The sequence below is a fragment of the Pseudomonas azotoformans genome (assembly GCF_900103345.1).
GTDB lineage: Bacteria > Pseudomonadota > Gammaproteobacteria > Pseudomonadales > Pseudomonadaceae > Aquipseudomonas > Aquipseudomonas azotoformans.
Genome location: NZ_LT629702.1, coordinates 2,559,496 through 2,571,693, shown reverse-complemented (window position 1 = coordinate 2,571,693; position 12,198 = coordinate 2,559,496). Strand labels below are relative to the sequence as shown.

At 59.7% G+C, this 12,198-nt stretch carries 14 protein-coding genes and 4 tRNA genes; 10 read left to right on the top strand and 8 right to left on the bottom strand.

From position 1 onward, the window contains the following. Positions 1 to 35: 35 nt before the first annotated feature. The 5 genes from BLR69_RS11275 (at position 36) to BLR69_RS11255 (ending at position 2,520) form a co-directional block, all read left to right on the top strand. Positions 36 to 1,247: an O-succinylhomoserine sulfhydrylase gene (locus BLR69_RS11275; protein WP_071492899.1), complete on the top strand. Its 1,212-nt coding sequence runs from the start codon at positions 36 to 38 to the stop codon at positions 1,245 to 1,247. Between the two features lie 11 nt (positions 1,248 to 1,258). After that, on the top strand, positions 1,259 to 2,023 hold the full coding sequence (locus BLR69_RS11270) for an SDR family oxidoreductase (protein WP_071492900.1): 765 nt from the start codon (positions 1,259 to 1,261) through the stop codon (positions 2,021 to 2,023). Positions 2,024 to 2,130: 107 nt separating this feature from the next. Next, positions 2,131 to 2,206, top strand: a tRNA-Val gene (locus BLR69_RS11265). 55 nt (positions 2,207 to 2,261) lie between these two features. Further along, positions 2,262 to 2,338, top strand: a tRNA-Asp gene (locus BLR69_RS11260). A gap of 105 nt (positions 2,339 to 2,443) precedes the next feature. Continuing rightward, positions 2,444 to 2,520: transfer RNA gene (locus tag BLR69_RS11255), tRNA-Asp, on the top strand. Positions 2,521 to 2,681: 161 nt separating this feature from the next. On the opposite strand, the gene BLR69_RS11250 is transcribed toward BLR69_RS11255, so the two are convergent. Then, entirely contained in the window at positions 2,682 to 3,965 is a 1,284-nt protein-coding gene (locus tag BLR69_RS11250; RefSeq protein ID WP_071492901.1) for an NAD(P)/FAD-dependent oxidoreductase, read from the bottom strand. Positions 3,966 to 4,149: 184 nt separating this feature from the next. Between BLR69_RS11250 and BLR69_RS11245 the strand changes: the two genes are divergently transcribed. Then, positions 4,150 to 4,226: transfer RNA gene (locus tag BLR69_RS11245), tRNA-Val, on the top strand. Positions 4,227 to 4,323: 97 nt separating this feature from the next. On the opposite strand, the gene BLR69_RS30740 is transcribed toward BLR69_RS11245, so the two are convergent. Both BLR69_RS30740 and BLR69_RS11240 read right to left on the bottom strand, forming a co-directional pair. Beyond that, complete coding sequence (locus BLR69_RS30740; RefSeq protein ID WP_156790786.1) at positions 4,324 to 4,488, bottom strand: hypothetical protein; 165 nt, start codon at positions 4,486 to 4,488, stop codon at positions 4,324 to 4,326. Between the two features lie 9 nt (positions 4,489 to 4,497). Continuing rightward, positions 4,498 to 5,043 (bottom strand): DUF4410 domain-containing protein, encoded by a 546-nt coding sequence (locus BLR69_RS11240; RefSeq protein ID WP_071492902.1) that lies wholly within the window; start codon positions 5,041 to 5,043, stop codon positions 4,498 to 4,500. A 341-nt stretch (positions 5,044 to 5,384) separates the two neighbouring features. Here BLR69_RS11240 and BLR69_RS11235 point away from each other — a divergent pair, with 341 nt between their 5' ends. Genes BLR69_RS11235 through pcp form a run of 3 tightly spaced genes read left to right on the top strand, consistent with a single transcriptional unit; the run spans position 5,385 to position 7,697 of the window. Continuing rightward, positions 5,385 to 6,101 carry a DUF969 domain-containing protein gene (locus tag BLR69_RS11235; protein WP_071492903.1) on the top strand — a complete coding sequence of 239 codons (717 nt, stop codon included), beginning with the start codon at positions 5,385 to 5,387 and terminating at the stop codon, positions 6,099 to 6,101. Beyond that, complete coding sequence (locus BLR69_RS11230) at positions 6,098 to 7,048, top strand: DUF979 domain-containing protein (RefSeq protein WP_071492904.1); 951 nt, start codon at positions 6,098 to 6,100, stop codon at positions 7,046 to 7,048. Before BLR69_RS11235 ends, BLR69_RS11230 begins: the two co-directional genes overlap by 4 nt. Before the next feature lie 7 nt (positions 7,049 to 7,055). Continuing rightward, the gene (gene pcp, locus BLR69_RS11225; RefSeq protein WP_071492958.1) at positions 7,056 to 7,697 is read left to right on the top strand and encodes a pyroglutamyl-peptidase I; all 642 of its coding nucleotides are present in this window, start codon (positions 7,056 to 7,058) and stop codon (positions 7,695 to 7,697) included. Positions 7,698 to 7,712: 15 nt separating this feature from the next. On the opposite strand, the gene BLR69_RS11220 is transcribed toward pcp, so the two are convergent. The 5 genes from BLR69_RS11220 to BLR69_RS11200 all read right to left on the bottom strand — a co-directional run bounded on the left by BLR69_RS11220 (position 7,713) and on the right by BLR69_RS11200 (position 11,302). Next, a complete protein-coding gene (locus BLR69_RS11220; protein WP_058426270.1) occupies positions 7,713 to 7,937 on the bottom strand; it encodes a hypothetical protein in 225 nt (74 codons plus the stop codon). Between the two features lie 127 nt (positions 7,938 to 8,064). Next, on the bottom strand, positions 8,065 to 9,465 hold the full coding sequence (locus tag BLR69_RS11215) for a heavy metal sensor histidine kinase (RefSeq protein ID WP_071492905.1): 1,401 nt from the start codon (positions 9,463 to 9,465) through the stop codon (positions 8,065 to 8,067). Next, on the bottom strand, positions 9,462 to 10,133 hold the full coding sequence (locus tag BLR69_RS11210) for a heavy metal response regulator transcription factor (protein WP_015884955.1): 672 nt from the start codon (positions 10,131 to 10,133) through the stop codon (positions 9,462 to 9,464). Before BLR69_RS11210 ends, BLR69_RS11215 begins: the two co-directional genes overlap by 4 nt. Positions 10,134 to 10,174: 41 nt before the next feature. Then, positions 10,175 to 10,420: a DUF2790 domain-containing protein gene (locus BLR69_RS11205; protein ID WP_025857849.1), complete on the bottom strand. Its 246-nt coding sequence runs from the start codon at positions 10,418 to 10,420 to the stop codon at positions 10,175 to 10,177. Positions 10,421 to 10,531: 111 nt separating this feature from the next. Continuing rightward, the gene (locus BLR69_RS11200; RefSeq protein ID WP_071492906.1) at positions 10,532 to 11,302 is read right to left on the bottom strand and encodes an alpha/beta fold hydrolase; all 771 of its coding nucleotides are present in this window, start codon (positions 11,300 to 11,302) and stop codon (positions 10,532 to 10,534) included. 205 nt (positions 11,303 to 11,507) lie between these two features. On the opposite strand from BLR69_RS11200, the gene BLR69_RS11195 reads away from it, so the two are divergent. Beyond that, on the top strand, positions 11,508 to 12,185 hold the full coding sequence (locus BLR69_RS11195) for an HAD-IA family hydrolase (RefSeq protein ID WP_071492907.1): 678 nt from the start codon (positions 11,508 to 11,510) through the stop codon (positions 12,183 to 12,185). The last annotated feature ends 13 nt before the right edge of the window (positions 12,186 to 12,198 follow it).

Sequence of the window (12,198 nt, the reverse complement as noted above, 5' to 3'; positions counted from 1 at the left end):
TATCTTAAATAAAGAATTGAGTAAGGAGTGGCAGCATGAGTCAGGAATGGGATGCCGGTCGGTTGGACAGCGACCTCGATGGCGTAGCTTTCGATACCCTGGCTGTGCGTGCCGGCCAGCACCGCACCCCGGAAGGTGAGCACGGTGATCCGATGTTCTTCACCTCCAGCTACGTGTTCCGTACTGCGGCTGATGCCGCTGCGCGCTTTGCTGGCGAAGTGCCGGGCAACGTGTATTCGCGTTACACCAACCCGACCGTGCGCGCGTTCGAAGAGCGTATCGCGGCGCTGGAAGGCGCTGAGCAGGCGGTTGCAACGGCGACCGGCATGGCAGCCATCCTGGCGGTGGTGATGAGTCTGTGCAGCGCTGGCGACCATGTGCTGGTGTCGCGCAGCGTGTTCGGTTCGACCATTAGCCTGTTCGAGAAGTACTTCAAGCGCTTCGGCATTCAAGTGGACTACGTGCCCCTGGCGGACCTGTCCGGCTGGGATGCGGCGATCAAGGCCAACACCAAGCTGCTGTTCGTCGAGTCGCCGTCCAACCCATTGGCCGAACTGGTGGATATCGCGGCGTTGTCCGAAGTGGCGCACGCCAAGGGCGCAATGCTGGTGGTCGACAACTGCTTCTGCACCCCGGCGCTGCAACAGCCGTTGAAGCTGGGCGCGGATATCGTTGTGCACTCGGCCACCAAGTTCATCGACGGCCAGGGCCGTTGCATGGGCGGTGTGGTGGCGGGGCGCAGCGAGCAGATGAAGGAGGTCGTCGGCTTCCTGCGCACCGCTGGCCCTACCTTGAGCCCGTTCAATGCCTGGATCTTCCTCAAGGGCCTGGAGACCCTGAGTCTGCGCATGAAGGCCCACTGCGCCAACGCCCAGGCGCTGGCCGAGTGGCTGGAGCAGCAGGGCGGTATCGAGAAGGTGCACTACGCAGGCCTCAAGAGCCACCCGCAACACGAACTGGCCCAGCGTCAGCAGCGCGGTTTCGGTGCTGTGGTGAGCTTTGAAGTCAAGGGCGGCAAAGAGGGCGCCTGGCGCTTTATCGATGCAACACGCCTGATCTCCATCACCGCCAACCTGGGTGACAGCAAGACCACCATTACCCACCCGAGCACCACCTCCCACGGTCGCCTGGCGCCGCAGGAGCGTGAGGCAGCGGGTATCCGTGACAGTCTGATCCGCATCGCCGTAGGCCTGGAAGACGTGGCTGACTTGCAAGCTGACCTGGCTCGCGGGCTGGCAGCCTTGTGATCGAGTGGTCCATGGAGGCTGCGGCGGCCAGTAACGGGCGTGTTGCGCTGGTGACGGGGGCGGCACGGGGCATTGGCCTCGGGATTGCCGCGTGGCTGATCAGCGAAGGTTGGCAGGTGGTGTTGACCGACCTGGACCGCGAGCGCGGTTCCAAGGTGTCCAAGGTGCTGGGAGACAACGCCTGGTTTATCAGCATGGACGTGGGCGACGAGAAGCAAGTCGCCCAGGGTGTTGCCGAGGTGTTGGGGCAGTTTGGGCGCCTGGACGCGTTGGTCTGCAACGCGGCGGTGGCCGACCCGCGCAATATCACCCTGGAAAGCTTGGACCTGGCGTACTGGAACCGAGTGCTCGCGGTGAACCTCAGTGGGCCGATGTTGTTGGCCAAACACTGTGCGCCTTATCTGCGTGCCCACGGCGGTGCCATCGTCAACCTGGCGTCGACCCGGGCTCGGCAGTCTGAGCCGGACACCGAGGCCTATGCGGCGAGCAAGGGTGGCTTGTTGGCCCTGACGCACGCCCTGGCGATGAGCCTGGGGCCGGAAGTGCGGGTCAACGCGGTCAGCCCCGGCTGGATCGATGCGCGTGACCCGGCGGCCCGGCGTGCCGAGCCGTTGAGTGACGCCGATCACGCCCAGCATCCGGCGGGTAGGGTGGGGGCCGTGGAAGATGTGGCGGCGATGGTGGCATGGCTGCTGTCGCGCCAGGCGGGGTTTGTCACCGGGCAAGAGTTTGTCGTGGACGGTGGCATGAGCAAGAAGATGATTTACAGCGAGTAGGGTGGATAGCCGTCTTGAAGCAATTTTGTCTTTTTCAGAAAAACTTCAAGCGGGCTATTGACTTAGGTCCGCTACCTGCGTAAATTTCGCGGCCTCAACGAAGCAAAGGGTGATTAGCTCAGCTGGGAGAGCATCTGCCTTACAAGCAGAGGGTCGGCGGTTCGATCCCGTCATCACCCACCACTTCTTGAGAGTTTTGCTTCAGTGCAAGACGCAACGTTAAAGGTTGCACCGACGCGCAGCGGTAGTTCAGTCGGTTAGAATACCGGCCTGTCACGCCGGGGGTCGCGGGTTCGAGTCCCGTCCGCTGCGCCATATTTTCCAGGTTCGAGTTGTCGGGCTTGAGATTGAACAGCCAAGGCTGATCGGTCAGATGTTTAAAGACGGTTGAGGCTTTATGTTCAGCCGGTCAAGCGATACGCAGCGGTAGTTCAGTCGGTTAGAATACCGGCCTGTCACGCCGGGGGTCGCGGGTTCGAGTCCCGTCCGCTGCGCCATATCTGCCTCAAGGCCCACTGAACGCCTTGGAGCACAAAGTAAGCCTCTGGCTACTTTGATCCGATAGCAAAGACCCTGGTCGAAAGACCGGGGTTTTTTGTGTCTGCGATTTGATAATGCAACCTGGAGGAGCCCGCAAACGAGCTCCTGCAGGTTCGAGTCAGAATCCCAATTTGTCGCGTAGCCCATAGTACCAGGCGCCCATTGCCGCAAACGGTGTGCGCAACAGTTGCCCGCCCGGGAACGGGTAGTGTGGCAGGTCGGCAAACGCGTCAAAACGCTCTGCCTGGCCTCGCAGTGCCTCCGCCAGTACCTTGCCCGCCAGGTGCGTATACGTCACGCCATGGCCGCTGCAGCCCTGTGAGTAGTAGATGTTGTCGCCCAGGCGACCTACCTGCGGCAAGCGCGACAGGGTCAGCAGGAAGTTTCCGGTCCAAGCGTAGTCAATCTTCACGTCTTTGAGCTGTGGGAAGGCCTTGAGCATCTTCGGGCGGATGATCGCTTCGATGTTTGCCGGGTCGCGTGCGCCATACACCACGCCGCCGCCGAAGATCAGGCGCTTGTCGTTGGTGAGGCGGTAGTAATCGAGCAGGTAGTTGCAGTCTTCGACGCAGTAATCTTGCGGCAGCAAAGTTTTCGCCAGCTCGTCGCCCAAGGGGGCGGTGGTGATTACTTGCGTGCCGCACGGCATCGACTTGGCGGCCAACTCCGGCACCAGGTTGCCCAGGTAGGCATTCCCCGCGACGATGATGAACTTGGCCCTGACCTTGCCCTCGGCGGTATGCACCACCGGGTTGGCGCCGCGCTCGATACGCACGGCAGCGGATTGCTCGTAGATCGTACCGCCCAGGGACTCCACGGCAGCCGCTTCGCCGAGTGCCAGGTTGAGCGGGTGGATGTGCCCGCCGCTCATGTCCAGCAGGCCGCCCACATAGTTGTCACAGGCCACGACCTCGCGAATGCGACGCTCGTCCAGCAGCTCCAGTTGAGTGTGGCCGTAGCGCTCCCACAGGCGCTTCTGTGACTCCAGGTGGCCCATGTGCTTGCTGTTGAGAGCGGCAAATACACCGCCGTCCTTCAGGTCGCACTGAATCTGATACTTGGCCACCCGCTCGCGAATGATCTTGCCGCCTTCAAACGCCATCTGCCCCAGCAGCTCCGCCTGCTTGGGGCCGACGCTGCGCTCGATCACATCGATATCCCGGCTGTAGCTGTTGACGATCTGCCCGCCGTTACGGCCCGAGGCGCCAAAACCCACCTTGGCGGCTTCGAGCACCGTTACGCGAAAACCGTTCTCCAGCAGGAACAGCGCACTGGAGAGGCCGGTGTAGCCGGCGCCGATCACGCACACATCGGTTTCGACTTCGCCTTGCAGGGTCGGGCGAGGTGGAACGGCATTCGCGGAAGCGGCGTAATACGACTGGGGATAGGGGGTGTTCGCCATCCTGGAACCTCTGTTTTATATTTTTTACGATTGCGCCGATCCTACCTGAGTTGAAAATTGCCTGCCAGCCACCCGAAATCCGCGGGTGTGCCCCGCGTAAATAAAAAATTCGCATATTCATAGGGTTAGCTGCAAAAAAGATGTTGACACCCCTCCGGAATTCCGTAGAATGCCGCCTCACAGCAGGCACGTAGCTCAGTTGGTTAGAGCACCACCTTGACATGGTGGGGGTCGTTGGTTCGAGTCCAATCGCGCCTACCAAACAAAATCCGCTCTGCTGGGCGGTCTAGAAGGGCTCACCGAAAGGTGGGCCCTTTTTTGTTGCCTGCGATTTGCAAAACTTTTGCAAACCCTCTCTTCAGCCCGTATCTCCAAGAAAAATCTGCAGCAACACCAGTTCAACAACCGCCACCAGCAGCAAAAACAGCACGAACCCAAATGAGAACACGCGTTTTCGCCGTGGTGGGGTGTAGTCGCCTGCGAACTCAAGCAGCTTCCAGATGAACTCGAGAAACTCGCTCACGATGGCGGCTTACTTGGCCTTGGCGTTCTTGATATCGCTGATCATCTGTTTGGCAATCGCCTGCACCTGCTTCTGCGTCATGGCCGAGGCAATGCCTTCCCAGGCGGATGACGAGGTGTCGTAGGTGCGCGAGCCAATCGGCGTGCCGGATTTCAGGTCGGAGTAATCCGCGCGGGAGAACACCCAGGCGTTGCCTACCAGCGCACCGGCGACATATCGTGAGCCCGGCTCGATGTAACGAAACTTGCTCACATTTATCTTGATGCCGACGCCTTCTTCACCGCTCGGTGTCACCGCCGTGCTTTCAGTGACATTGAAGCCGGCCTGTCGGGCTTCGACCTGGAGTGCGTTGTTCCAGTCACGCTTGAGCAGGTTCCAGTCAGGGTTTTGCTCGACCTGGCCTTCGCCCTTGATGCTGACCACAAGGTTGTGTTTAGCGGAATCCGGGATCGCCAGCGCGGCGCTGCCGCCACTTTTTACCTTGGCGGCGCAACCACCCAGCATGGACAGCGCAACGGCGCAGGAGAGGGCGATCAGGGCCTTTTGGGTTCTCATTGAATTTCCGTATCCACAGCAGTTAGGAGGGAGAGGCGTGCGCAGGTCATTCGCGCAGGCCTGTTAAATAAGCGGCGCTAAGATGCGTGAATGCCTATTGGTCTGTCCACATCTTGTTACGTGCGCGCGGCTCAACCACCCACAAAATTTATTGGTTCGCAGCAACAATTTTTCTTGTTGGACACCTCCCGCCCCCAGGCAGCAAAGTTGCCGCCACTGACGCTCGACCTTCCGGGTCAACAATAAAAAACCGAGCCGACTGCACGCCACTTCCTGCTGTGAACCCTTTGTTCACATCCTGCTGTAATGGCGCCGCAGCGCGCACTTAAGGACCTCACGCCATGCAAACTGTTGTGAACTTATGGCCGTTGATCGGCGTACTTGTGATCGTGGTTGGCTTTGTTTTGCGCATCAACCCTCTATTGGTGGTCACCGCCGCCGCTATCGCCACCGGGCTTGCCGCCCATTTCCCATTGGAAAAAATCCTCGCCACCATGGGCGATGGCTTCCTTCAGACCCGCGCCCTGCAATTGATTCTGTTGCTGCCCCTGGCGGTCATTGGGCTGCTGGAGCGACATGGGCTGCGCCTGCATGCGCAGAACTGGATTGCACGGTTTGAGCGCGCTACGGTCGGGCGCTTGTTGATTATCTATCTGTTTGTGCGTGAATCCACGGCTGCCATGGGCTTGACCAGCCTCGGCGGACACCCGCAGATGGTGCGTCCGTTGCTGGCGCCGATGGCTGAGGGGGCTGCGGAAAAACGCTACGGAAAGCTCCCCGACAAACTGCGCCATAAGGTGCTGGCGATGTGCGCGGCAACTGACAATGTCGGCTTGTTTTTTGGTGAGGATATCTTTGTCGCCTTCGGTGCAATCGCCTTGATGCACACCTTCCTGTTGGGCTCGGGTATTGATGTGGAGCCGCTGCATATTGCGGTGTGGGGGATTCCTACGGCGATCTGTGCCTTCATCATTCATGCGATCCGCTTGCATCGGTTTGATCGCAGGCTCACCCGAGAGATGACGCCGGTCGCTGCATCCGTGGAGGCCGCACAATGATTATTTCCATTCAATACCTGTACTGGCTGGCCGGGGTTCTGCTGCTGATCACGGCGGGCATGATCCTGATGGACCGCACCCATCCCAAACGCTGGACCAGTGCATTGTTCTGGCTGTTGTTCGCCATTCCGTTCCTGATCGGTGAGCGACTGCCGTCGGTGGCCATCGGGGGTGGCATAGTGGTGATGGCCTTGATCGCCGGCATGGGCGGCGTGGGCCGTGGCAAACATGCCGAGCTGCACGACAAGGCATCCCGTGCCAGTGCCGGTCGCCTGGGGCACAAGCTGTTCATCCCGGCGTTGGCGATCCCGCTGACCACGGTGATCGGATCGGTGTTGCTCAAGCACACCGAGATAGGCGGACTGCCGTTATTGGACCCAAAAAACACGACCTTCGTTTCTCTCGGTATCGGCTGCCTGATCGCCCTTGGCCTGGCGTGTTGGTTGACCCGTGATACGCCGGTGCAAGCCTTGCGCGAATCCCGTCGCCTGACTGAAGCGCTTGGCTGGGCCATGGTGCTGCCGCAGATGCTGGCAATGCTGGGCTTGCTGTTCAACGAGGCCGGGGTTGGTACGGCTGTCGCGCATGTCACCACCACTTATATCAACCTGGATTACAAGTTGGTGGCGGTGATGGTCTATGTGCTGGGCATGGCGTTGTTCACGGTGATCATGGGGAATGGCTTTGCGGCTTTCCCGGTGATGACCGGCGGCGTCGGCGTGCCGGTGCTGGTGGGTATCTATGGCGGTAACCCGGCGGTGATGGCGGCGATCGGCATGTTCTCTGGCTACTGCGGTACCCTGATGACCCCAATGGCCGCCAACTTCAATATCGTCCCGGCGGCGTTGCTTGAGCTGCCGGACAAGAATGCGGTGATCAAGGCCCAACTTCCGACCGCGTTGATGATGCTGGTGGTCAATATTGTGCTGCTTTACCTGTTGATGTGAGGCCATGATGCAAATTGTACTGCTGACGGGTTTCGAGCCCTTTGATCAAGACCAGGTGAACCCCTCCTGGGAAGCCGTGCGCCAACTGGACGGCGTGCGACTGGGGAACGATGTGCGGATTGTTGCGCGTCGACTGCCTTGCGCATTTGCCACGGTGGGTGTGTGCCTGACAGGGCTGATCGACGAGTTGCACCCGGCGATGGTGATTGCGACTGGCCTGGGGCCTGGGCGTAGCGATATATCAGTCGAGCGGGTGGCGATCAATATCAATGATGCACGCATCCCCGATAACCTCGGGGAGCAGCCTATCGATACGGCTGTCGTAGCCGGTGGCCCGGCGGCCTACTTCACGACCTTGCCGATCAAGGCAATGGTCAAGGCCGTGCGCGAAGCAGGAGTCGCGGCCTCGGTATCGCAGACGGCTGGGACATTTGTGTGTAACCAGGTGTTTTATTTGTTGCAGCATGCGCTCGCAGGTTCTGGGGTACGCAGTGGGTTTATCCACGTACCTTTTCTGCCAGAGCAGGTGGCAGATTCTCAGCGGCCCTCAATGGCGTTGGATACATTGGTTGCGGGGCTGCAGACAGCTGTGCTGGCGGCGTGGAAAACAGCGGTGGATGCAGAGGAAGCGGGCGGGCAGGTCAGTTGATCGGCCCGATGCTCCTCAAATCGCAAACAGACGGGTAAGCCCGAAGGTGATCGCGCAAGCCAGGCCAGTCATGGCGAATGCGGTTGCCACGTACCACTTGATAAGGTTCAGTTCAGTAGTTGCCAGGTCTGCCTTGGAAGCGAAGTGCTTGTCCATGGCATCTGCCTTGCTCGAAACGGTGATCAGCTTCTCATTCATTTCAGCCAGCCCCTTTTCCAGTAAACCTAATCGCATTTCCATTTCGGAATCTCTCCATTGTTTTACCGCTGCCGGCTCTACCTTGAGCCGATTGGGAAGCAAGATTAGCCTGGCTTGCGTCGAGCGGTTAAGAGACAAACCTTTGCAAAATAACACCGGGCGTTTGCGCTCAGTCTTCCCGTTTCGGAAAGAACAACTCAAAACACGTCACACCTGCCTCACTGCTCACGCTGTACCGTCCGTTGTGCAGTTGCATGATGGTTGCCACAATCGATAACCCCAACCCGTTTGATAGCGCCGAACGTTCCCGTGACTCATCCACTCGGTAAAATCGTTCGAACAGGCGCGGCAGATGCTCGGCGGCGATAGTCTCTCCTTGGTTGCTGACCCTCAGGTGAATGCCCTCGGCGCTTGGCACGGCGCGGATCTCCAGCTCGGTACTTGGTGCACCATATTTGATGGCATTGGCACACAGATTTGCCAGGGCTCTGCGCAGCAGCATCGGCTCCGCCCAGATCACGCCTTCACCTTCGGCACGAATGCTGATATCCACATCGCCCGCCAAGCCCTCAAAGTACTCGGCGATGCGTTCCACCTCATCCACGGCGCTGAGTTCCTGGCGTAGACGCAAAGCGCTCGCCGGGTCGGTGCGCGCGAGGAACAGCATGTTGTCGAGCATCCGCGCCAGGCGTTCAAGCTCTTCGACATTGGACGCAAGCAACTGCTGGTAACTTTCAATGCTGCGGTGCTGTTGCAGGGCGACCTGGGTTTCCCCCAGCAAATTGTTGATGGGCGTGCGCAGCTCGTGGGCCATGTCGGTGGATACCTGGCCCAGTTGCACAAAGCCCTTGGCCAGCCGCTCAAGCATGGTATTGAACGAATCAATCATCGGCAGCAGTTCTTTCGGCGCACCGTGGCTGTCGAGGCGTTCGGCAAGGTTGCCGACACCAATGCCCTGGGCGTGCCGGGCCAGGCGGCGCAACGGCACCAGCCCACGATGAACCAGCAGGTAACCGACCACTGCCAGGATAATTGCAGCAATGCCCGCCAGGATGTAAACGCTCAAGCGATAGCTGGCGAGTACGGCGGTGCGTTCGGTCATCAGGCGCCCCGTGGTGACTTGCAGGCTGCCCAGGTCACCGGAGTCGATGGACGCGGCCAGGGTTGCAAAGGGTACCCCATTGATGCCGGGAAAATGGTGCACGTCGGCAAACGTCAGTTCGTGGTTATTGGGGACCGGCGGAACGTCTGGCAGGTCGATATTGCCGGGATTGACCGTCAGCAGCGGCTTCTGGCCTGGCGCGGCGATGCTCAGCACTGACTCACGGTTGCCGAGCATGTTCTGGAACAACTCCGGCTTGGTCTTGATCAGGTCCAGGGTGTTGCTGTCATTGAGCAGGTTGCGCAACTGATCGATGCGGTAGATCAAGGCTGCGTCGTCACGCATGATCAGTTCCCGCTCCAACTCGCGATACAGTGCCACGCCGAGGGTCGCCAGCAAGGCGAAGGCGAGCAGGGCGAAGATCAACGCCAGGCGCAGGGTCAGGGAGTAATGATGGCGTGTGTTCATGGTTGGGTATCGAAGCGGTAGCCGATGCCACGCACGCTGTGGATCAGCTTGAGCTGGAAAGGGTCGTCGATTTTCAGACGCAGGCGCCGTACGGCCACGTCAACCACATTGGTGTCGCTGTCAAAATTCATGTCCCACACCCGCGACGCGATCAGTGAACGGGACAGCACCTGGTCCTGATGAGTTGCGAACAGGTGCAGTAAGGCAAACTCTTTGTTGGTCAGGGTGATACGGGTGCCGGCCCGGGTGACGCGACGCTTGAGCACATCGATTTGCAAGTCGGCGATCTGCAGTTGTTCCTCTTCGCGGCTTGGGCCGCGACGGGTCAGGGTTCGCAAGCGTGCCACCAGTTCAGCGAAGGAAAAAGGCTTGATCAGGTAATCATCGGCACCTAGCTCCAAGCCCTTGATGCGGTCGGCAATGTCATCGCGAGCCGTCAGAAAAAGTACCGGCGTATCCGCTTCCTTGCGCAGGCGACGCAGCACTTCCCAGCCGTCCATTTTTGGCATCATCACATCCAGCACGATCACGTCGAACGGTGTTTCCAGGGCCTGGTGCAAACCGTCCACGCCATCACGGGCGAGGCTGACGGAGTAGCCCAGTTCCTGAAGGCCGTTGAGCAGGTAATTGCCGGCCTTGGGTTCGTCTTCGACTACGAGAATGTTCATGGGAGTGCCCTGTCTCAATGCGTGGCGCAAGTGTAGCCCGATCAATTATCACTGGCGCAACCGATGCCCTGGACCTGGTAGTCCAGCACGTGTTCGCGGCCCTGGCTGTCCAGATAGTCGAGTCGTGCTGGGACGATGCCGCATTGGCCGTAGGTATCGGTGCTCGACAGCACTTTGGCCACATCCAGGTGTACGAAGAAGCCGGTTTTGTCATGGATCACAGGTTCAGCAGCAAACACGGAACCGGTAGCGAGCAGAGCGGCAAAGCCGAGGATAAACAGTTTCATGGCGGTATCTCTCTTAAGGGGTTGGCTGCCAGATCGTGGCGGTGAGTTCACAGTAACCAGGCACCCCGAACAGCCAACCAACAGGATGATGACAAGTTTGTAATGCAGGGCTCAGGGCTGGCGGCCGGAGGCTTCGAGGATCAGGTCGGTGATTTCCTTGGCGTGGGACACCAGCGACAGGTGGCTTGAAGGCAGCTCGATGGTGGTGGCGTTCATGCGCTTGGCGAGGAAGCGCTCCAGGTCCGGATTGATGGTCTGGTCATTCGCCGACACCGCATACCAAGAAGGCTTGGTGTGCCAGGCGGCGTTGACGGTGCGACCGCTGAACAGGGTCTTGGTGATGGGCTGCTGCACGGCGTACAGCTCCAGGGCCTTGGCATGCGGCACATCGCCGGCAAAATACTTGAGGAAGGCCTCCTGGCTCAGGGTGAGGTAGCCGTCGTGGTCTTCAACGCCGGCTCGCACCGGCATGCTCGGATACTTTGCCGAGAGCGCGACAAAGTCTTCATTGGCGTCCGGCGCGCGTGCGGCCACGTACACCAGGGAGCTGACCTTCAGGTTGGCCCCGGCGTCGCTGACCACGGTGCCAGCGTAGGAGTGGCCGACCAGCACAGTGGGGCCGTCCTGCTGGTCCAGTACACGGTTGGTGGCGGCGACATCGTCGGCCACCGAGGTCAGCGGGTTCTGCACCGCAGTGACGTGCAGACCGGCGGCCTGGAGGCGGGTAATCACCTCGGACCAACTTGAACCGTCAGCCCAGGAACCGTGAACCAGCACCACGTTATTGGCTTTGACCGGCGCCACGGTGCCGGCCATGGCGGTACCCGTGCCCAGCATCAGCAGGCTGGCGGCGATCAGGCAGAGTTTGCTTGCAGGTTTCATCGGGGGACCCTTTTCATCAGTGGGAAGTGGCGTCATCCGGTGTGGGTGACTGACGACTTCACTGTATGAAGTGAGGGTGCTGGTAAGACTTACCGCTCCATTACAAACCTGTAATGCAATCGACCTCGGTAGCGTTTACAAGCGCCAAGGCGATCCGTAGATTGCATCGGGCCTATCATTTTTGCGCCCATGAGGAATTCGCTCAGTGTCTATCCGAGGTTCAGCCGTGTTCAATCGCCGTTACCGTGCCTTTTTGTTTGATATGGATGGGACCTTGCTCAACTCCATTGCCGCTGCTGAGCGGGTGTGGAGCATCTGGGCTGAACGTCATGGCCTGGACGTGGCGGCTTTCTTGACCACTATTCACGGTGCCCGCGCGATCGACACCATCACACGCCAGGCATTGCCTGGCGTCGATCCCGAGGTTGAAGCGCAGTGGATCACCGAGGCTGAAATCAATGATGTCGAAGGTGTTGTGGCGATTTCCGGCGCCGTGGCGTTTCTGAACCGCCTGCCGGGTGATCAATGGGCGTTGGTCACTTCTGCTCCAAGGGAGTTGGCGTTGCGTCGACTGCAAGCCGCGGGCATTGCGCCGCCGGCGGTATTGGTGACGGCTGAAGATGTGGCCGTCGGCAAGCCGAATCCAGATTGTTATGTGTTGGGGGCGCAGCGCCTGGGTGTGCCGGTGCAGGAATGCCTGGTGTTTGAAGATGCGACGGTGGGCATTCGTGCAGGAGAGGCTGCTGGGGCGGATGTGATGGTCGTGACGTCGACGCATCACACGCTTATGGCCACTGACCATCCTTCGATTGATGGGTACCAGCAGATAAAAGTACAGCGTGATGCAGACGGCCTGTTGTACTTGCAGAGCGTGGCAGGCTGATACGGAAAGACCG

Coding starts and splice junctions, on each gene's coding strand:
- BLR69_RS11200 (WP_071492906.1), bottom strand. CDS start 11,302: ATGAAACCTGCAAGCAAACTCTGCCTGATCGCCGCCAGCCTGCTGATG.
- BLR69_RS11205 (WP_025857849.1), bottom strand. CDS start 10,420: ATGAAACTGTTTATCCTCGGCTTTGCCGCTCTGCTCGCTACCGGTTCC.
- BLR69_RS11250 (WP_071492901.1), bottom strand. CDS start 3,965: ATGGCGAACACCCCCTATCCCCAGTCGTATTACGCCGCTTCCGCGAAT.
- BLR69_RS11275 (WP_071492899.1), top strand. CDS start 36: ATGAGTCAGGAATGGGATGCCGGTCGGTTGGACAGCGACCTCGATGGC.
- BLR69_RS11215 (WP_071492905.1), bottom strand. CDS start 9,465: ATGAACACACGCCATCATTACTCCCTGACCCTGCGCCTGGCGTTGATC.
- BLR69_RS11270 (WP_071492900.1), top strand. CDS start 1,259: ATGGAGGCTGCGGCGGCCAGTAACGGGCGTGTTGCGCTGGTGACGGGG.
- BLR69_RS11210 (WP_015884955.1), bottom strand. CDS start 10,133: ATGAACATTCTCGTAGTCGAAGACGAACCCAAGGCCGGCAATTACCTG.
- BLR69_RS11235 (WP_071492903.1), top strand. CDS start 5,385: ATGCAAACTGTTGTGAACTTATGGCCGTTGATCGGCGTACTTGTGATC.
- BLR69_RS11240 (WP_071492902.1), bottom strand. CDS start 5,043: ATGAGAACCCAAAAGGCCCTGATCGCCCTCTCCTGCGCCGTTGCGCTG.
- BLR69_RS11220 (WP_058426270.1), bottom strand. CDS start 7,937: ATGGAAATGCGATTAGGTTTACTGGAAAAGGGGCTGGCTGAAATGAAT.
- BLR69_RS11230 (WP_071492904.1), top strand. CDS start 6,098: ATGATTATTTCCATTCAATACCTGTACTGGCTGGCCGGGGTTCTGCTG.
- pcp (WP_071492958.1), top strand. CDS start 7,056: ATGCAAATTGTACTGCTGACGGGTTTCGAGCCCTTTGATCAAGACCAG.